This window comes from Paenibacillus sp. UNC496MF (assembly GCF_900113915.1).
Taxonomy (GTDB): Bacteria; Bacillota; Bacilli; order Paenibacillales; family Paenibacillaceae; genus Paenibacillus_Z; species Paenibacillus_Z artemisiicola.
Map to the genome: position 1 here is coordinate 218,018 of NZ_FORE01000010.1, position 18,615 is coordinate 236,632.

The 18,615-nt window shown below is 66.6% G+C and carries 16 protein-coding genes; 14 read left to right on the forward strand and 2 right to left on the reverse strand.

The features are described from left to right. Positions 1 to 169: 169 nt before the first annotated feature. Entirely contained in the window at positions 170 to 724 is a 555-nt protein-coding gene (locus BMZ79_RS18855; protein ID WP_090642456.1) for an ANTAR domain-containing response regulator, read from the reverse strand. A gap of 353 nt (positions 725 to 1,077) precedes the next feature. Here BMZ79_RS18855 and nirB point away from each other — a divergent pair, with 353 nt between their 5' ends. The 13 genes from nirB (at position 1,078) to BMZ79_RS18915 (ending at position 16,688) form a co-directional block, all read left to right on the forward strand. After that, positions 1,078 to 3,507 carry a nitrite reductase large subunit NirB gene (nirB, locus tag BMZ79_RS18860; protein WP_090642457.1) on the forward strand — a complete coding sequence of 810 codons (2,430 nt, stop codon included), beginning with the start codon at positions 1,078 to 1,080 and terminating at the stop codon, positions 3,505 to 3,507. A 107-nt stretch (positions 3,508 to 3,614) separates the two neighbouring features. Further along, positions 3,615 to 3,950 carry a nitrite reductase small subunit NirD gene (gene nirD / locus BMZ79_RS18865; protein WP_090642459.1) on the forward strand — a complete coding sequence of 112 codons (336 nt, stop codon included), beginning with the start codon at positions 3,615 to 3,617 and terminating at the stop codon, positions 3,948 to 3,950. An 87-nt stretch (positions 3,951 to 4,037) separates the two neighbouring features. Then, a complete protein-coding gene (locus tag BMZ79_RS18870) occupies positions 4,038 to 4,862 on the forward strand; it encodes a uroporphyrinogen-III synthase (protein ID WP_090642460.1) in 825 nt (274 codons plus the stop codon). Positions 4,863 to 5,043: 181 nt separating this feature from the next. Further along, on the forward strand, positions 5,044 to 5,739 hold the full coding sequence (locus tag BMZ79_RS18875; protein WP_090642722.1) for a DNA alkylation repair protein: 696 nt from the start codon (positions 5,044 to 5,046) through the stop codon (positions 5,737 to 5,739). A 123-nt stretch (positions 5,740 to 5,862) separates the two neighbouring features. Then, a complete protein-coding gene (locus tag BMZ79_RS18880) occupies positions 5,863 to 6,687 on the forward strand; it encodes an alpha/beta hydrolase family protein (RefSeq protein WP_090642462.1) in 825 nt (274 codons plus the stop codon). A 66-nt stretch (positions 6,688 to 6,753) separates the two neighbouring features. Next, positions 6,754 to 6,942, forward strand: coding sequence for a hypothetical protein (locus tag BMZ79_RS34730; protein ID WP_218154719.1), 189 nt, complete (start codon positions 6,754 to 6,756; stop codon positions 6,940 to 6,942). Between the two features lie 42 nt (positions 6,943 to 6,984). Beyond that, positions 6,985 to 8,382 (forward strand): beta-N-acetylhexosaminidase, encoded by a 1,398-nt coding sequence (gene nagZ / locus BMZ79_RS18885; RefSeq protein WP_256252833.1) that lies wholly within the window; start codon positions 6,985 to 6,987, stop codon positions 8,380 to 8,382. Positions 8,383 to 8,577: 195 nt separating this feature from the next. After that, positions 8,578 to 9,324: a GTP cyclohydrolase II gene (locus BMZ79_RS18890; protein ID WP_371263749.1), complete on the forward strand. Its 747-nt coding sequence runs from the start codon at positions 8,578 to 8,580 to the stop codon at positions 9,322 to 9,324. Positions 9,325 to 9,567: 243 nt separating this feature from the next. Further along, positions 9,568 to 10,875 (forward strand): 3-phosphoshikimate 1-carboxyvinyltransferase, encoded by a 1,308-nt coding sequence (gene aroA, locus BMZ79_RS18895; protein WP_177222210.1) that lies wholly within the window; start codon positions 9,568 to 9,570, stop codon positions 10,873 to 10,875. Positions 10,876 to 11,021: 146 nt separating this feature from the next. Next, positions 11,022 to 12,632: an AMP-binding protein gene (locus BMZ79_RS18900; protein ID WP_090642466.1), complete on the forward strand. Its 1,611-nt coding sequence runs from the start codon at positions 11,022 to 11,024 to the stop codon at positions 12,630 to 12,632. A 101-nt stretch (positions 12,633 to 12,733) separates the two neighbouring features. Continuing rightward, positions 12,734 to 13,867 (forward strand): acyl-CoA dehydrogenase family protein, encoded by a 1,134-nt coding sequence (locus BMZ79_RS18905; protein ID WP_090642467.1) that lies wholly within the window; start codon positions 12,734 to 12,736, stop codon positions 13,865 to 13,867. Positions 13,868 to 13,874: 7 nt separating this feature from the next. Further along, positions 13,875 to 15,860 carry an oxidoreductase gene (locus BMZ79_RS18910; protein ID WP_090642469.1) on the forward strand — a complete coding sequence of 662 codons (1,986 nt, stop codon included), beginning with the start codon at positions 13,875 to 13,877 and terminating at the stop codon, positions 15,858 to 15,860. 45 nt (positions 15,861 to 15,905) lie between these two features. Then, on the forward strand, positions 15,906 to 16,688 hold the full coding sequence (locus tag BMZ79_RS18915; protein WP_090642470.1) for an SDR family oxidoreductase: 783 nt from the start codon (positions 15,906 to 15,908) through the stop codon (positions 16,686 to 16,688). A 122-nt stretch (positions 16,689 to 16,810) separates the two neighbouring features. Here BMZ79_RS18915 and BMZ79_RS18920 read toward each other — a convergent pair whose 3' ends face one another. Beyond that, positions 16,811 to 17,140: a YnfA family protein gene (locus BMZ79_RS18920; RefSeq protein ID WP_090642472.1), complete on the reverse strand. Its 330-nt coding sequence runs from the start codon at positions 17,138 to 17,140 to the stop codon at positions 16,811 to 16,813. Between the two features lie 872 nt (positions 17,141 to 18,012). Between BMZ79_RS18920 and BMZ79_RS18925 the strand changes: the two genes are divergently transcribed. Then, a complete protein-coding gene (locus BMZ79_RS18925) occupies positions 18,013 to 18,609 on the forward strand; it encodes a TetR/AcrR family transcriptional regulator (protein WP_177222211.1) in 597 nt (198 codons plus the stop codon). Positions 18,610 to 18,615: the final 6 nt, after the last annotated feature.

The following is an 18,615-nucleotide window of genomic DNA, read 5'->3' on the forward strand; positions in this document are numbered from 1 at the left end:
CCTCATTGCCACCCGGCCGCACGTCGGTGTGCGCGCCGGTTCATTCGTGGATCCACATCATTGTGATCTTGTTTGCATTATAGAGGCGGCCGAAAACGGATGTCAATATACCTGACATTATTTTCGAAAAAAGGCGATACAAAAGTTTTCAAGCCCGCAGCCCCCCGGTTCACCCGTGAATGAGCTGGTACACCTTGACGATCGACGCGGAAATGTCCCCGATCCGCTTGCGTTCGTTCATCGCCTGCTTGCGGAGGAAGTCGTACGCTTCCGCTTCCGTAATGCCCTTGATCTCGCACAGCACGGCCTTCGCCTGATCGATCCATTTGCGCTCCTCGATCCGCTGCAAAAGCTGCTCGCGTTCTTCCGCCCAGCGCCGGCGCTGCTGGAACGCGCGGACGCTCCACTGGAGCGCGATCTTCGTCTCGCGGGAGCCCATGGAAGCGAACAGGATCCCGTCGAGCGCGCAGCCCCAATCGGCATCCGGCGGGACGTCTCCGTCCGGGCAGAGCCACAGCGTCGGCAGCCGGCGCATGCCCGCGACGGCGGATTGCCAGCCGGCCAGCGCCGCGGCCGGGACATGCAGGACGACCGCGTCGACGGCGCCGACGGCGGCGCGGGCTTCGCTCTCGCCGGCCGCCCGGCGCAGCGACTTGCAGCATCGCCGCAGACTGTCCGCGGCCGCGGGCGGCGTGCCGTTCTCAAGCAACAAAATCGACTTCATGGACCTTCACCTCGCTAAACTGGGCTTAAGCGTTCGTGGCTGTTTATGCCGGTTATGAATGTCACGTATGATTACACAGAATCGCTTCGAATAACGCGCATTTCGAAGGGCCTCTTCTTTGTATTATGAATTGGGCGGGGTTTACGTGTCAAGATAGTTGACATATGTCTGAAGGCGATCTATAATCGGGTCAAGAACTTTCGATCCGACGGCACAACGGCGTGCCCTTACGATCCGGCAATGGAGCCTATCCCGAGCGTCTTGTTTTCTTTGGCGCGGGGATGGGCTTTTTATGGTTTCATCCGAGTTGTCATTCGCGTTTCGCCCTCACTTTACGTTTAGGAGAGATCGCCATGAAGAAGAAGCTGGTCATGATCGGAAACGGAATGGCGGGCGTCTCGTTCGTCGAACAGCTGCTGAAGCTGAACCCGGGCCGGTACGACATCTCGATCATCGGCGCGGAGCCGCATCCGAACTATAACCGCATTATGCTCTCGTCCGTCCTCGCCGGCGACGCCGGCCTGAACGAGATCGTGCTGAACGATTGGGACTGGTACCAGGGCAACGGCATCGCGCTGCTCGCCGGACAGGAGGCGGTCGCGGTGGACGCCGCGAAGCGCGAGGTGCGCACGGACCGCGGCGCGGCGCTGCCGTACGACGAGCTCGTATTCGCGACGGGCTCGCTGCCGTTCATGCTGCCGCTGCCCGGGGCCGACAAGGAAGGCGTCATCGCGTTCCGCGACATCAAGGACTGCGAGACGATGATGGAGGCGGCGAAACGATACCGCAAGGCGATCGTCATCGGCGGGGGCCTGCTCGGTCTCGAAGCGGCCCGCGGCCTGCTCCATCTCGGCATGGAAGCGGCCGTCGTCCACAACGGCCCGTTCCTCATGAACCGGCAGCTCGACGAGACGGCTTCGCGCATGCTGCGGACGGAGCTGGAGCGCCAAGGGATGACGTTCCTGCTGAATAAGCAGTCCGCCGCCATTACGGGCGAGTCGCGCGTCACCGGCTTGACGTTCGCGGACGGGACGCACGCGGAAGCCGATCTGATCGTCATGGCGGTCGGCATCCGGCCGAACGCGGGGTTGGCGGCGCGCAGCGGCGTGTCGGTCCATGCCGGCATCGTGGTGAACGACTTTATGGAGACGAATCTCCCGCACGTCTATGCCGTCGGCGAGTGCGCGGAGCACCGCGGCGTGGCGTACGGCCTCGTGGCGCCGCTCTACGAGCAGGGAGCGGTGCTGGCCAAGCGGCTGGCCGGCGCGGAAACCGCGGGATACGCGGGCTCGGTGCCGTCGACGAAGCTGAAGGTGTCGGGCGTGAACGTCTTCTCGGCGGGCCGGTATACCGACGATCCCGGCACGAGGGCGCTCCGCGTGCAGGACGACTTGGACGGCATCTATAAGAAAGTCGTGTTCGAGAACGGCCGCGTCGTCGGCGCGGTGCTGTTCGGCGACACGAGCGACGGCTCGAAGCTGTTCGCGGCGATCCGCAGCGGAAAAGACTACACGGGCAGCGAGCGGGAGCTGCTGTTCGGCCCGTCCGGCGGAAGCGGCACGCCCGCGGGCGCGGAGGATCTCGCGGCGGCGATGAGCGGCGACGAAATCGTCTGCGGCTGTAACGGCGTAACGAAGGATATGCTCGTGGACGCCATCACGCAGAAGGGCTGCGCCAGCGTGCCCGAGCTGAAGGCGTGCACGAAGGCGTCCGGCGGCTGCGGCGGCTGCAAGCCGCTCGTGGAAGCGATCCTGACGTCGACGCTCGGCGCCGACAAGGTGGCGGCGGTGAAGGAGGGCATTTGCGGCTGCACGAAGCTGACGCGCGACGAGATCGTCGGCGCCATCCGGGAGATGCGTCTCACGACGACGAAGGAAGCGATGCACGTGCTGGAGTGGAGCCATCCGGAGGGCTGCTCCAAATGCCGGCCGGCGCTCAATTACTATATCGGGATGGCGTTCCCGGAGGAGCACGAGGACGAACAGGAGTCCCGCTTCGTCAACGAGCGCAGCCACGCCAACATCCAAAAGGACGGCACGTACTCCGTGGTCCCGCGGATTTACGGCGGCGTGACGACGCCGGAGGACTTGAAGCGGATCGCGACGGTCGCGGAGAAGTACCGGGTGCCGCTCGTCAAGATTACCGGCGGCCAGCGGATCGATCTGCTCGGCGTGAAGAAGGAGGACCTGCCGGGCATGTGGGAGGACCTCGACATGCCGTCGGGGTACGCCTACGGCAAGTCGCTCCGCACGGTCAAGACCTGCGTCGGCAATACCTTTTGCCGCTTCGGCACCCAGGACGCGATGAAGATGGGCATCGACCTGGAGAAGAAATTCGAGCGGCTCAACACGCCGCATAAAGTGAAGCTCGCCGTGTCGGGCTGTCCGCGCAACTGCGCGGAGGCGACGATCAAGGACCTCGGCGTCGTCGCGATCGACGGCGGCTGGGAGCTGCACGTCGCGGGCAACGGCGGCACCCGCGTCCGGGCCGCGGAACTGCTGACGAAGGTGAAGACCGAGGAGGAGGTGCTGGAGTGGACCGGCGCGTACCTCCAGTACTACCGCGAAACGGCGAATTATTTGGAACGCACGAGCGAATGGTGCCAGCGCGTCGGACTCGACACGGTCAAGGCGGCGCTCGCGGACAAAGCGGACCGCGACGCGCTGAACGCCCGCATCGACGCGACGCTCGGGCTGACGCGGGATCCGTGGAAGGAGATCATCGAGAACGCCGAACTGCGCAGCGCGTTCGAGACGCTGACCGCGCCGGCGGACGCGAAGTAACGTCCGCGGCAAGCTGCGGATCGGGGCGCGGCGCGGACGGCTTTAACCGAATGAGACAGAGAAGCGCTGCCGCCCGGGCGGCAGCCGCGCAAAGGAGCGGAAGAGCGATGAACGAAGTGATTGTGGGCCATATTGACGAGTTTCCCGCGCGGTCGGGGCGCATTTTCCGAATGGACGGCTTGGAGCTGGCGCTGTTCAAGCTGTCCGACGGCACGGTCCGGGCGGTGGAGAACCGGTGTCCGCACAAGGGCGGACAGCTCTCCGAAGGCATCGTCTGCGACCATCACGTCTACTGCCCCCTGCACGATTGGAAGATCGATCTGCGCGACGGGCTCGTGCAGGCGCCCGACGAGGGCTGCGTGGCGGCTTACCGGGTCGAGGTGGACGAAAGCGGCAACGTCGTATTGTTTTTGAAGGAAGAGGCGGAAGCGAAAGTTTCGTAGGTCTTGCAAGCGTGCAGGGGCGGCAAGGGGCGCGTAGGAGCGCCCGGGCCGTTAGAAGCGGATCGGACCAAGACGGGAGGCGGCGGCATGGCGCGATTGGAAGGGAAAACGATAGCGGTGACGGGCGCGCGCAAGGCGGAGGAGTTCGACAGGATGGTGGCCAAATTCGGCGGGACGACGGTGCTCCGTCCGGCGCAGGGCGACGTGTTTCTCGACGACGCCCGGATCGAAGAGCAGCTGCGCGGGCTGATCGTCCGCCCGGCCGATTGGCTGGTGCTCACGACCGGCACGGGGACAGAGGCGCTGCTGGAGGCGGCGGACCGGCTCGGTCTCCTGATGCCGTTCCTCGCGGCGCTCGGGCGGATGCGCATCGCGGCGCGCGGCTACAAGACCGTGAACGCGCTGCGCAAATACGGCCAAGCGCCGGACGTGCGCGACGACGACGGCACGACGGTGGGGCTGCTGCGCGCGATGGGGCAGCGCGGCCTCGCCGGCGCGCGGATCGCGCTGCAGCTGTACGGCGATCCCGCGCCGCGGCTCACCGGCGAGCTCGCCGCCCGCGGCGCCGTCTGCGAGGAGCTGCTGCCGTACCGCCATCTGGCGCCGGAAGGCGCCGTGCTCCGGCAGCTGCTGGACGAGATCGCGGGCCGGCGCGTGGATGCCGTCGCGTTCACGAGCACGGCGCAGGTCCGCTGCGTGATGGGCCGCGCGGCCGAGCTGGGCCTGCTGGAAGCCGTGCGCGAGGCGTTCGCCGGGGACGTGCTCGCGGCATCCGTCGGCAAGGTGTCGGCCGAAGCGCTGCGCGAGGAAGGGGTGGAGCGGGTGCTCTACCCGGAGGAGGAGCGGATGGGCAGCTTGATCGTGGCGCTCGGGAAGCATTTCGGCGCCGCGGGCGGCCATCACGTGGCGTAAGGCGCAAGGAGTCGCGCGAGACGGGGAGCGCGCCGCCACGGCGCCAAGCACGCAAGAGAACGGGAGCTTCTCCGCAAGGAGGGGCTCTTTTTCGCGCCCTGCGGCGCGGGCCATTAGGAGCCGGGCCGCGCATCCTGTATAATCGGATTTGTTTCGGGTGAACGAAGGGGGCGACGACGCGATGGGGGTTCGATGGGCGGGAGACGCGGCCGCGTACGCGGACGGGCTGGAGCGGCTGCTGCGCGGCCATGCCGACGCGGCGAAGGCCGTTCCGATGGCGGCGTATATGCGGGACCGGTTTCCGTTTCTCGGGATCCGCAATCCGGCGCGCACGGCGCTGGCGAAAGCCTACGCGAAGGAGCACGGCGTACCGCCCGGCGAAGCGCTCGAAGCCGTCGCGCGGCGGCTGTGGGCGCTGCCGGAGCGGGAATTTCACTATGCGGCGCTGGAGCTTCTGACGAAGCGCAAGAAGAAGATGCGCCCGGAGCAGACGGGGCTGCTGGAGCAGCTGATCACGACGCACAGCTGGTGGGATACGGTGGACAGGCCGGCGAGCCATTTGGCCGGGGCGCTGTTCGACAAGCATCCGGAGCTCGTTCCGGCGTTCGCGGAGAAATGGATCGCGTCGGACGACCTGTGGCTGCGCCGCTCGGCGATCCTGTTCCAGCTCGGCTACAAGGCGGGCACCTATGCGGAGCTGCTGTTCGCGCTCATCCGCCCCACGGCGGGCGAGAGCGATTTTTTCATGCGCAAGGCGATCGGCTGGGCGCTGCGGGAATACGCCAAGACGAATCCGGAGGCGGTGCGGGCGTTCGTGCGCCGGGCGGAGCTGTCGCCGCTTAGCGCGCGCGAGGCGCTGAGGCATATCGGGGAGTAGCCCGGACGGCGTCGCGCAAGGCGTTTGGCCGCATTGCAAATGTATTTGACGGGCATGCTCGTCCCGTGGTATTCTAATTCCAACAAAGTGGGTAGGAATTATAGGAATAAGGTGGTGCCGAAGATGAATCATTCCATTACGATCCGGAGCGGCGAGGTCGAGCTGTCCGGCGTGCTTCAATATCCCGTCGTGCCGGAAGGCGCGAAATGCGGCAACAAATATCCGCTCGTCATCGTCTGCCACGGCTTCATCGGCAACCGGATGGGCACGGACCGGCTGTTCGTGGAAGCGGCGGAGCGGCTGACGCGCAGCGGCTATCTCGTGCTCCGCTTCGATTACGCCGGCTGCGGCGAGAGCGGCGGCGATTACGGCGGCGGCGGTCTGGACGCGCTCATCGAGCAGACCCGCACGGTCATCGACTACGCGTCGAGCCTCGACCTGGTGGATTCGGAGCGGCTGATCCTGCTCGGCCACAGCCTGGGCGGCGCGGTCGCGGTGCTGACGGCGGCGCGGGATTCGCGCGTGAAGTCGCTCGTCCTGTGGGCGCCGGTCGCGCATCCGTTCATGGATATTCGCAACATCATCGGAACCAAGGCCATCGAGGAGATCGAGAACGTCGGCAAGACCGACTACATGCATTACCAGTTCACCAAGCGCTTCGCGGACTCGCTGGCCCAGTACCAGCCGCTCACGGAGCTGCGCGGCTTCGGCGGCGACGTGCTGATCGTGCACGGAACGGCCGATACGGTCGTGCCGGTCGACTACTGCTTCCTGTACCAGAAAATGTTCTGGCTCCGCAAAGAGGGCAATTGCGACAAAGAGGTCATCCTGCAGGGCGACCATACCTTCTCGAGCAAAACCTCGCGCGACGAGCTGTTCGATATTTCGCTGCGCTGGATCGACGCGGTCGGCAAACGCCGCAGCGATTGGAGTTTGTGGACGATCTGACGGGGAATTCCCGCAGGGCGGCCGCCTTGGACCGACACGGTCGCGGGCGGCTTTTCGCTTTCCGGCATGCGTCATAAACGCCGTTATACCGCCGGAATCGCTGCATTGCGTCTGAATTCGCTGCTTGTCTTGCAGCTTGCTTCGCTGCTGGTTTCGCATTTTGTTCCATGCCTCGTTCGGATCCTCGCGTCATACCCGATCGAGCCGTCTTTTGCCGCCATTGCAACAATTCCGGCGTCTGCTTTCGTCGGTTAGGGTAAGACTAAACCTACAACGACGAAACGAGTGGTGGTATAGATGAGAAAGCTTTGGCTGGCAACGCTGGCGCTGTCGGTCGTGCTTGCGGGGGGCTGCGGCTCTGCCGGGGGCAACGGCGGCGCGACGGGCGAGACGAATCCGGGGAACGGAGCCCCGCCGGCGCAGACGCCGGACAACGGCAATCCGCCGCAGACGGCGCCGGAGCAGCCCGGAGCGGGCAACGGCGCGCCATCGGGCAACGGCGGGAACGCAGGCAATAACGGGGCGCAGACGCCGCCCGCGGAGAATGGCAACGCCGGCTCGGACGAGCCGCCGCCGCAGACGCCCGCGCAGCCGACGGCCGAAGAGCTGCTCGCGCAGCGCGTCGCGAAGATGACGCTGGACGAGAAGCTCGGCGAGATGCTCATCGCCGGCCTCGAAGGCACGACGGCGAGCGCGCAGACGAAGCGCATGATTCAGGAGCAGCATGTCGGCGGCTTTATTTTCTATAAGAACAATGTCACGACCCCCGCGGGCGTGGCCGCTTACGTCAATCAGCTGAAGGCGTGGAACAAGGCCAATCCCGCGCCGCTCTTCATCTCGGTGGACCAGGAAGGCGGGCGCGTCAGCCGGCTGCCCGGCCTGTTGAAAATCCCGCCCGCCCGGACCATCGGCGACACGGGCGACGCGGCGTACGCGGGTCAGATCGGCACCGCGCTCGGGAAGGCGAGCAAGCTGATGGGCTTCAACGTCGATTTCGCCCCGGTGCTCGACATCAACAGCAATCCGAAAAATCCGGTCATCGGCGACCGCTCCTTCGGCACGACGTCGAAACGCGTGACCGACATGGGCCTCTCCGTTCTGGAGAGCATCCGCGGGCAGGGCGTCGTGCCGGTCGTGAAGCATTTTCCGGGCCACGGGGATACCTCGGTGGATTCCCACCTGGAGCTGCCCGTCGTGAACAAGACCTTGGCGCAGCTGAAGGCGTTCGAATGGGTGCCCTTCAAGGCGGCCGTCGAGGACGGGGCCGACATGGTGATGGTGGCGCATATCCTGTTCCCGAAGATCGACCCGGCGCATCCGGCCTCGCTGTCGAAGACGATCATCACGGACGAACTGCGCGGCGAGCTCGGCTTCCAAGGGGTCGTCATCACGGACGACATGACGATGGGCGCGATCTCCGAGCATTTCGGCCTGGCTCAAGCCGCCGTGACGTCGGTGAAGGCCGGCAGCGACATCATTCTGCTCGCGCACGGGTACGACGATGCCAAGACGGTCGTCGGCGCGCTGAAGCAGGCCGTGCAGAAGGGCTCGATTACGCAGAAGCGGATCGACGAAAGCGTGACGCGCATCTTGGCGCTCAAGCAGCGCTACAAGCTGAGCGACGCGGCGATTCCGGCGAAGCCGGACGTGAGCGGCGTGAACGCGATCATCCAGAAGGCCGTGTCGGCGCACTGACCGGCCGGCGAACCGGACGGCATCCGTCCCGGCCGCGAGCGAAGCCGTTCCCGGCGGTCTCCATGGCCGCCCGCGGGAACGGCTTATTTTTTTGCAATTGTGGGGAAACCTACAGTATACTGTGCGGAGCCGAAGCGCGAGACGCAAGGTCAAGGAGGCGCAATCATGCCAGTCATCGATGAAAGCATCGTGTCCATGCTCGATCAGAACATCGACACGATCAAAGGCAAGAACGGAACGATCATACTCGTGGGGCCGATCCGGCTCCCCGTCAATCTCGACGGCGAAACCGTCGTGTTTCAATGGTACTGCTGGCTGCCGTGCAAGGATCTCGTTCATAAGGAGGGCGGCTGCAAGGAGAAGGAGCGGACGGAGTTTCTGATCGAGCAGCTGTCGGCTTCCAATCTGGCGGAGAAGCAGCAGTCGAGCGTGCTCGTCCACGGGGATTTCGCGAACGCGGAGGACGTGCTCATCCGGATGCACAGCATCTGCCACACGGGCGATATATTCGGAAGCAAGCGGTGCGATTGCGGCTACCAGCTGCACCAGTCCATGAAAATGATCGCGTCGCACGGCGCCGGGGCGCTGTTCTACCTGGCAAACCACGAAGGGCGCGGCATCGGGCTGTTCAGCAAGGCGATGGCGTACCTGCTGCAGGAGAAGGGCTACGACACGGTCGACGCGAACCTGGAGCTCGGCTTCAAGGACGATTCGCGCAGCTACGACGACACGCTGGTCGTGCTGAAGCATCTGCGCAGCAAGCCGGTTACGCTCATCACGAACAATCCGCGCAAGCTGGAGGCGCTCAAAGCGTCCGGCCTGAACGTCGACGGCCGGGTGCCGCTGTGGGGCGACGTCTCGGAATTCAACCAAAAGTATTTGCAGACGAAGGTGAACCGCTCCGGCCATTTCGACGAGGAGCAGTCGGTTCGCCGGCCGTAAGGCCGCGGGGGATGATCCCCGGCGCCGGACGGAACGAGTGCGCAAGACCGCGGGGAGCGGGCAGCATAGGCTGTCCGCTCCTCTTTTTTGTGCGCGGGAAACGTTTAACCGGCGGGCGATGATGAAAGACTGATAGCATCGCGTTCTAAAAAAACCAATCATGTTTGGCGGCGCATCGTCGTATCTATTAGTATTCCGGCCGATCTGGGGTACCGGAAACGATAGGATAGGGTGGTGTGCCGCTTGGCAAAAACGATTGTTTATCCGTACCGGGGCGAAGTGAAGGGCGTCGTCCGGGTCCCTCCGTCCAAGTATCATTTGCACCGCGCGCTCATTTTCGGTTCCCTGGCGGACGGGGAGACGGTCATCCGCGGAAAATCCGGGGCGCTGCACATCAAGGACACGCTCCGTTCGCTGCAGGACTTCGGCATCGCGGTGAAGCCGACCGAGGACGGCTACAGGATCAAGGGCGCGCCGTACAAGCCTCGGAGCGGCAAGATTCGGGTCGGCAGCTCCGGCTCGACGCTTCAATTCATGCTCGGGCTGGGCAGCTTGTCCGAAGGCCGGCCGGCTACATACGACGGGCACAAGGCGCTGCGGGAACGGCCGATCGGCCCGCTGCTGGAGGCGCTCGGCGCCATCGGCATCGGCTGGCAGGCCGACCGGCGCAAAATGCCGGTCACGATCGCGCCCGGACGGCCGCGCGGCGGACTCGTCCAAGTGCCGGGCACGCTCAGCCAGTGGATCTCCGGCCTGCTGATCGTGGCGCCGTTCGCCGCCGCGGACACGGTGATCGAGGCGCTGCCCCCGGTCAACGAGCTGACGTACGTCCGGCTCACGATCCAGATGATGCGGCAGTTCGGCATCGTCATCGAAGAGGAGCCGGGCGGCACGAGATGGCGGGTGCCCGCGGGACAGACGTACCGGGCGACGGAAATCGCGATCGAGCCGGACCTGTCGTCGTCGGCGTTCCTGCTCGCGCTCGCCGCGCTCTATCCGGCGGACCTGACGCTGCAGGGCATCGCGGGGAAAGGCACGCATCCGGAAAACCGGGTGCTGGAGATCGTCGAGGAGCTGGGCATTCCGCTGGCGTACGACCCCGCCGGCGAAGGGCTGCGCATCCGCCATGCCGGCATTCGGCCGACGAGCGGCCTCGAGATCGACATGCGGGACATTCCGGATCTCATTCCGGTGCTGTGCGTCGTCGCGGCCCTGTCGCGGGGCCAGACGGTGCTGCGCAACATCGGGCCGGGCCGGATGAAGGAATCGAACCGCGTCAAGGCGATGCTGCAGCTGAACAAGATGGGCGCGCGCATCGAGGAGATCGGGGACGACCTCGTCATCGAAGGCGTCGAGCGGCTGAAGGGCGCCGCGATCTCCACGTACAACGACCATCGCGTCCAAATGGCGTTCACGCTGGCCGGCCTCCGGTCGGAGGACGGGGTCAGCGCGCTGACGTACCCGAACGCGTACCGGATCTCGTACCCCGAGTTCTTCAGGCATCTGGAGACGGTCGGGGTGAACGTCCGCGAGCCGGCGCTGAGCCGCTGAAGCGGAATTCGGCACCATCGCATCGGGTTCAACCCTAGGCAATCGACGCGCCAGGCGGCTTCGGCGCGCTCCCGGCGGATCGCCGCGGAGAGCCGGAGCGGCGCCTTGGCGCCACTTCAAGCACAAACAGAGGAGATCGAATCGGGATGAAGACGGATAACAGACAGGATCACGACTATTTGTTTCTGGACCGGCTGGAGCGGGCGGACGCGCGGAAGACCGCGGTCGTCGATTTGAACGGCGGCCGCCCGGTCGCGCTGACCTTCGGCGAGCTGAACGAGCTGAGCGACCGCGCCGCGCAAGGGCTGATCGATCTCGGGGTGGAGGCGGGCGAGAACGTTGCTTATCTGCTGCCGAACGGGTGGGAATTCGTCGTGCTGACGCTCGCGATCTGGAAGGCGGGGGCGGTGGCCTGCCCGATGCTGCCGGCGCTGCGGGAACGGGAAATTCCGTTCATCATGCGCAAGTCGAACAGCAAGGTGCTGATCATCGCGGAGGAGCATAAGGGCTTCCGCTACGGCGAGCTGATCGGGCGCATCCTCGGCGAGCTGCCGGGCATGCGGTCGCTGATCACGATCAAGCCCGGCAGCCCGGCCCGCCGGAAGACAAGCCTCGGCGGCTTGGCCGCCCAGGCGCCGGACCGCGCGCGGCTCGGCGGGCGGCAGCCGGGAGCCTCGGCGGCTTCGCAGCTGCTCTTCACGTCGGGCACGACGGGCGAGCCGAAGGGCGTCGTGCATACGCACGGCACGCTCGGCCACGGCGTCGCCGCGCACGTGGAGGCGCTCGGACTGACCCCGGACGACCGGATCTGGATTCCGTCGCCGATGGCGCATCAGACCGGCTTCCTGTACGGCATGTCGCTCGCGCTCTATCTCGGCGCGACCCAGATCTGCCAGTCGGTCTGGCAGATGGACACCGCCCGCTCCGCCATCGAGGAGCACGGCGCGACGTTCGTTCAGGCGGCGATGCCGTTCCTGGCCGATCTGACGCGCGAGAGCGCGCCGCCGAAGGGACTTGTCGCGTTCGTCGCCACGGGCGCCCCGGTGCCGCGGAAGCTGGCGCAGGAAGCGGCGGAGAAGCTGAGCTGCAAGGTCGTCGGCGGCTGGGGCTCGACCGAGTCGTGCATGATCAGCGTCGGCAGCGTGCGGGCGTACGGCGAGGCGTCCTGGAACACGGACGGACGGGCGATCGCGGGCCGCGACATGAAGGTGACCGACGAGGAAGGGCGCACGCTGCCGCCGGGCAAGGAAGGGTTGTTCAAGGTCAGAACGCCCGCCATGTTCACGGCGTATCTCGACCATCCGGAATGGTACGAAGCGGCGGTGGATCCGGACGGGTTCTTCAACACCGGCGACCTGGCGGTCATCGACGAGGAGGGCAACCTTAGGCTGACCGGCCGGGTCAAGGACATCATCAACCGCGGCGGCATGAAGGTGCCGGTCGCGGAGGTCGAGAACGTGCTGTACCAGATGGACCGGCTGCGGGACGTCGCGATCGTCGGCATGCCGGACGAGCGGCTCAACGAGCGGATCTGCGCGTACGTGTCGCTGCGCAGCGCCGAGGACACGCTCCGGCTGGACGAGCTGACGGCGTATCTCAAGTCGCAGGGCGTCGCCAAAATCTATTGGCCGGAGCGGCTCGAGGTCATCGGCGACATGCCGCGCACGACGACGGGCAAGATCCAGAAATTTATTTTGCGGCAGTCGATCGCGGACAAGCTGGGCGCCGAGCTGCAGTGGACGAGCCGGGCGGAATGATCCGTCCGGACGGCCGGCCGCGCGCCTTCCGGCTTGCTTGCATCGCGGGGCCGATTGCATGCATAACCAAGCGTTTATAACCGTTGGAGAGGTAGGGGCATATGGAAGAGACGGCGTTTCTGAAATTAAAAGAGGAAGTGGAGCGTTACGTGCACGGCCGGCTGCGGGAGCTGTCCGAGCGGATCGAGGAGACCGGGGAATGCGGGCCGGACGTCTGGGCGGAGCTGCGCGAGCGCGGCTATTTGCGCCTGGCGGCGCCGGAAGCCTACGGCGGCCGGGGCTTGAGCTTCACGCAGTATTTGCGGCTGCTGGAGCTGTTCTCGCAGTCGCACGGCTCGATCCGGATGATCGTGCACGTCATTAACGGCGTGTGGCGGCCGATCGATTTTCTCGCGACCGAGGAGCAGCGCGAGCGGTTCGTGAAGCCGCTCGTGCGCGGCGAGATCAGCGTCGCGTTCACGCTGACGGAGCCGAACGCGGGCTCCGGGGCGGACATCGAGACGTCCGCGCGCCTGGAAGGCGGCGAGTACGTCCTGAACGGGGAGAAGTGGCTCATCACGTTCGGCGACACCGCGGACTATCTCATGCTCTATTGCCGGATGGAAGGGACGCGCGGTTACGACGGGACGATGGCGCTGCTGGTGCCGCGCACGGCCCCCGGCGTCGAAATCAGGCTCATGCCGCCGACGCTCGGGCTGACGGGCACGGGCCACGCGCATATCGTATTGAAGGACGCGCGCGTCCCCGCGGCGAACCTGCTCGGCGATATCGGCCAAGGGCTCGCGGGCGCGCTGAACGGCTTTCTGGATCCGAGCCGGGTGTGCGTCGGCATGACGTGCGTCGGTCTGGCGCAGCGCGCGTTCGATCTGGCCGTCATGCGGAGCAGCGAGCGCGTGACGTTCGGCAAGCCGCTCAGCCAGCGGCAGGTCGTGCAGACGTGGATCGCCGAGATGGCGACGGACATCGAAGCCGCCCGGCAGCTCGTCATGCACGCGGGCCGGCTGAAGGACGCCGGCGCGCTGACGCCGCCGCCCGCCTCGATGGCGAAGCTGTACGCGCTCGAGATGCTGCAGCGGGTGACGGACAAGGCCCAGCAGATCTGGGGCGGCATCGGGTATTTCAAAGGCTACGAGATCGAGCGCATCTACCGCGACGCGCGGGCGCAGAAGTTCGAGGAAGGCACGGCGGAAATTCAGAAGGCGGTCATTGCCAAGCATATTTTGGCGGAAAGGTGAGGGCGCGATGATGACAACGCTCTTGCTCCGGCCGGGCCGGATCGGCTCGCTGGCGCTCGACCACCGGATGCTGATGGGGGCGATGCACCTCGGCATCGAAGGGGACCGCTCGCAGCTCGGGCAGCTCGCGGCGTTTTACGAGGAACGGGTGCGCGGCGGCGCGGCGCTCATCGTCACGGGCCATGCCGCCGTCCTGCCCGAAGGCGGGGGGCACGGCATGTACGACCTGACCGCGGCGGACCATCGCGACCAGCTGCGCGAGCTGGCGGGCCGGATCCGCGCGGCGGGCGGCAAGCTCGCCCTGCAGCTGACGCATACCGGCCGGTACGCCCGCGGCGAAGAGACCGGGCTCGCGCCGCGGGCGCCGAGCGCGATCGCTTCGCGGCTGACGCGCGAGACGCCGGAAGCCATGACGCTCGCGGACGTCGCGCGCGTGCAGGAGGCGTTCGCCGAGGGCGCGGCGTTCGCGCGGGACGCGGGGTTCCACGCGATCGAGATCATGGGCTCCGAGGGCTACCTGCTGAACGAATTCATGTCGCCGCTCACGAACGCGCGGGATGACGGCTACGGCGGCACGCTCGAAGGACGCATCCGGATGAGCGCCGAGGTCGTCGCGCGGATCCGGGAGCGGGTAGGGCGCGGGTTTCCCGTCATCTTCCGCATGTCCGGCGACGATTGCATGGACGGCAGCACGACGCCGGCGGAGACGCTGGCGCTCGCCCGGGCGCTGGAGCGCAGCGGGGCCGACGCCTTGAACGTCGGCATCGGCTGGCACGAATCGCGGCTGCCGACCGTCGGGGCGACCGTGCCGGCCGGGGCGTTCGCGCACATCGTCGGCGCCGTCCGCGGCGCGGTCGGCATCCCGGTCATCGGGGCGAACCGCCTCCATACGCCGGAGGCGGCGGAGCAGGCGCTCGCCCGGGGCGACATGGATTTCGTCGCGCCGGCTAGACCGTGGCTCGCCGACCCCGAGTTCGCGCGGAAGATCCTGCAGGCCGACCGCGACGGGCTGAACGTCTGCCTGGCCTGCAACCAGGCCTGCCTCGACCAGGCGTTCGCGCGCAAGACGGTCGGCTGCCTGGTGAACCCTAGGGCCGGCCGGGAGGCGGAGCCGTTCGTCCGCGCGGCCGCGCCGCTGACGGTCGCCGTCGTCGGCGGCGGGGTCGCGGGGCTGCAGGCGGCCAAGACGGCCGCGGAGCGCGGGCACGCCGTCACGCTGTTCGAGGCGCGCGAGCGGCTCGGCGGGCAGTTCCTGCTCGCCTCGCGGATTCCCGGCAAGGCCGTGTTCCGCGAGACGCTGCGCTATTATACGGTGGCGCTGCAGCGGCTCGGCGTCGACGTGCGCACGAACGCGTCGCCGTCCGCGGACGACCTGCGGGCGTTCGACCGGGTCGTCGTCGCCACGGGCGTGCAGCCGCACGTGCCGGAGACGCTGGCGGGCGCGGACCTGCCGCTGGTGTGCACGTACGCGGAGCTGCTGGCCGGCGGGCGGCCGCTCGGGCGGCGCATCGTCATCGTCGGCGGCGGCGGCATCGGCAGCGACGTCGCCCACTATGTCGCCGAGACGGCGGCGCTCCGGCCGGACGTGCACGCGTTCTTCGCGGAGCGCGGCTATGCGGCCGCGCCGGCCCAGGCGGCCCCGGTCCGCGTCACGCTCGTGTCGCGTTCGGAGAAGGTGGCCAAGGGCGTCGGGGTGACGACGCGCTGGGTGCTGCTCGAGGAGCTGAAGCGGCGGGGCGTCGACGTGCTGAAGGGCTACCGCTGCCGCGCCGTCGTCCCGGGCGGCGTCTGGGTGGAGAACGACGCGGAGGAACGGTTCCTGGAGGCGGATCAGGTCGTGCTGTGCACGGGCCAGCGGTCGCGCACGGAGTGGATGGGCCTGCTGCGGGAGGGCGGCCGGCGGCCGGACGTGGTCGGCGGCGCCAGCGACGCGGCGGAGCTGAACGCCGCGCGCGCGATCCGGCAGGCGTACGAGATCGCCATGACCTTGTAGGATTGGCGGGCAAGATCGAAAACGAGTGCGAGAGGACGGATAGCAGTGACGGAATCGTTTAAAGGCAAGAAGGTGCTGATTACGGGCAGCTCGCGGGGCATCGGGCGGGCGACCGCCCTCGCGTTCGCGAAGGCGGGCGCGGACGTCGCCATCCATTACCGGCGGGACGAGGACGCCGCGCGGGAGACGGCCGAGGAAGCGCGGCGCTACGGCGGGCAGGTGCTCGTCTGCAAGGCGGAGCTGGAGTCGTCGGCGGAGATCGACGCCATGTTCGACATGATCGCGAGCGAATGGGGCGCGCTCGACGTCTTCATGGCGAACGCCGCGGCGACTGCGTTCAAGCCGATCATGGAGACGAAGGATTACCACGTCGACCGGACGTACCAGGTCATCGTGAAGAGCGTGCTGCACGCGGTGCAGCGCGCGGTGCCGCTCATGGAAGGCCGGCCGGGGCGGATTATCACCGTGTCCAGCCTGGGCAGCCAGTTCACGCTGCCGAACTACTCCAACATCGGCTCGGCCAAGGCAGCGCTGGAATCGCTGACCCGCTACCTGGGGGCGGAGCTCGGCCCGAAGGGCATCACGAGCAACGCCATCTCGCCCGGCGTCGTCGAGACGGATTCCGTGCGGTTCTACGCCAAGGAGCGCTTCGAGACCTTCAAAGCGAACGTGACGCGCCGCACCCCGCTCGGCCGGCTGACCCAGCCGGAGGACGTCTCCGGCGTCGCGCTGTTCCTGGCGAGCGAGGCGGCCGGCTTCATCACGGGCCAGATCATTTCCGTGGACGGCGGCCTGACGCTGATCTCGTACGACATCGACGGGAATTGACGGCGGGCGCGAGGCCGTTCCGAAGGTTCGGACCGCGTCTATTCGGCACCAAAAAGGAGCTGCGCCGGCGCAGCTCCTTTTTCTTGCGATGCGAGGATTGGCAGGGGCGGACCGAGGGCGGGTTACCCGTGCCGCGGCGCCCAGAGCATGATCGACACGCCGATCAGGCAGACCGCCTCGCCGAGGCAATCGTACAGGTCGGGCGCCCTGCGGTCGACGAGCCAGCCCCACAGCACCGCAAGCGCGACGAAGACGCCGCCGTACGCGGCATAGACCCGGCCGAACGAGGGGAAGCTTTGAAAAGTCGGAATGATGCCGTACAGCACGAGGACGAGGCTGCCGGCGATGCCGAACCAGAGCGGCTTGGCGTCCTTGAGCCACAGCCAGACGAGATAGCCGCCGCCGATTTCCGCGAGGCCGGCCAAGATGAACAAAACGATGGCGATGAACATGAATCGGCTCCTTTCCCCCGTCGTTGGACGTGTAATGGGATGCTTTGGCCGGAGTACGCGGCACGGACTACCGCGAAGAGCGGTACCCGGTACGCTACATGACCGGAAAATCACGCGCCGGCGCCGATGTACGGTACCGCGTACGGTACATGACCGCGAAATCGCGGCTCGTGCCGAAGAACGGTACCCGGTACCGTACATGACCGAAAAATCACGCGCCGGCGCCGATGTACGGTACCACGTACGGTACATGACCGCGAAATCGCGGCTTCGTGCCGAAGAGCGGTACCACGTACGGTACATGACCGGAAAATCACGCGCCGGCGGCGACGTACGGTACCGCGTACGGTACATGATCGCAAAATCGTGGCTTGGCGCTGATGAACGGCATCCAGTACATAAGTAGAATACTACGGACTTACTCATAAAAGCAGCCCATTGGACACGGCCGCAACGAGCGCTCGGCCCGGCGGGGCGCCGGGTCATGCGGCGCAGCCGCAACAGGGGCGCCTGGCGCAACCCGCCCGGGGGCGCAGGGGCAAGGCCCCGAACGCGCTCGCCGCAAACGGGCGGCAGGCATCGCAAGCGTGAAGCGGCGGCAGGGGCGCAGCCCCGAACGCGCGAAGAAGAGCGACTTTGGTGCGCAGCGCCACGGGAGCGCTTCTTCGCGTGTTCGGGACGGAATTCGTGCCCTCCGCCGCCTTTGGCCGCGCCACGGGAGCGCTTCTCGCGTGCCCCGCCGCCGCAAAAAGAAGCTTGACGCATCCGCCGCACCAAGCTATCATAGCCAGAGACTAACTAACGTTCGTTAGGCGGGTATGTCCGCACCGCATGCGAAGCATGCTCGCCTTGCATGGATAAGGAGGAATCCCATGACCGCCAAGAGCATCAAGCAAACCGCCCTGACGCTGTTCGCGGAATCGGGCTACGAGGGCGTCTCCCTGTCGGAGATCGCCAAATCCGTCGGCATCAAGACGCCGTCGATCTACGCGCATTTCGAGTCCAAGGAGCAGCTCTTCCTCGAGCTGCTGGAGGACGCCGCGCACGAGGAAAGCGGCAAGTTCGTGCAGCTGCTCGCCGGCATGGCGGACCGGCCGCCGCTGGAGCGGATCTATGCCGCGTTCCGGTTTCTCACCGACCTGGACGGCCTGACGAAGGGCCAATCGTTCCTCAAGCGGACGATGCTCATGCCGCCGCGCAATCTCGAGGACCGGCTGCGCACGGCATTCATCGCCTACGAGCATGTCTTTACCGTGCCCATGCAGCGGCTGCTTCATGAGTACGCCGGGCCGGGCGGCTTCGGCGAGGAGCAGGCGGAACGGCTGCTCGCGCTCTTTTACGCCTTGGCGGACGGACTGCTGGTGGAACATAAATTGTACGATACCGAACTGTATCGGCGCCGCCAGTCGCTCGTCTGGGGCTGTCTGCAGGACGCGCTCCGGCTGGCGCAGTCGGAAAGGAAGGGGTGACGCATC

Bases quoted from the DNA above. Each gene is read 5' to 3' on its own strand.
- BMZ79_RS18875 (WP_090642722.1), top strand. From the start codon at position 5,044: ATGGGGGTTCGATGGGCGGGAGACGCGGCCGCGTACGCGGACGGGCTG.
- nirD (WP_090642459.1), top strand. From the start codon at position 3,615: ATGAACGAAGTGATTGTGGGCCATATTGACGAGTTTCCCGCGCGGTCG.
- BMZ79_RS34730 (WP_218154719.1), top strand. From the start codon at position 6,754: ATGCGTCATAAACGCCGTTATACCGCCGGAATCGCTGCATTGCGTCTG.
- BMZ79_RS18880 (WP_090642462.1), top strand. From the start codon at position 5,863: ATGAATCATTCCATTACGATCCGGAGCGGCGAGGTCGAGCTGTCCGGC.
- BMZ79_RS18870 (WP_090642460.1), top strand. From the start codon at position 4,038: ATGGCGCGATTGGAAGGGAAAACGATAGCGGTGACGGGCGCGCGCAAG.
- nagZ (WP_256252833.1), top strand. From the start codon at position 6,985: ATGAGAAAGCTTTGGCTGGCAACGCTGGCGCTGTCGGTCGTGCTTGCG.
- BMZ79_RS18890 (WP_371263749.1), top strand. From the start codon at position 8,578: ATGCTCGATCAGAACATCGACACGATCAAAGGCAAGAACGGAACGATC.
- nirB (WP_090642457.1), top strand. From the start codon at position 1,078: ATGAAGAAGAAGCTGGTCATGATCGGAAACGGAATGGCGGGCGTCTCG.
- BMZ79_RS18925 (WP_177222211.1), top strand. From the start codon at position 18,013: ATGACCGCCAAGAGCATCAAGCAAACCGCCCTGACGCTGTTCGCGGAA.
- BMZ79_RS18855 (WP_090642456.1), bottom strand. From the start codon at position 724: ATGAAGTCGATTTTGTTGCTTGAGAACGGCACGCCGCCCGCGGCCGCG.
- BMZ79_RS18920 (WP_090642472.1), bottom strand. From the start codon at position 17,140: ATGTTCATCGCCATCGTTTTGTTCATCTTGGCCGGCCTCGCGGAAATC.
- BMZ79_RS18905 (WP_090642467.1), top strand. From the start codon at position 12,734: ATGGAAGAGACGGCGTTTCTGAAATTAAAAGAGGAAGTGGAGCGTTAC.
- BMZ79_RS18910 (WP_090642469.1), top strand. From the start codon at position 13,875: ATGATGACAACGCTCTTGCTCCGGCCGGGCCGGATCGGCTCGCTGGCG.
- BMZ79_RS18900 (WP_090642466.1), top strand. From the start codon at position 11,022: ATGAAGACGGATAACAGACAGGATCACGACTATTTGTTTCTGGACCGG.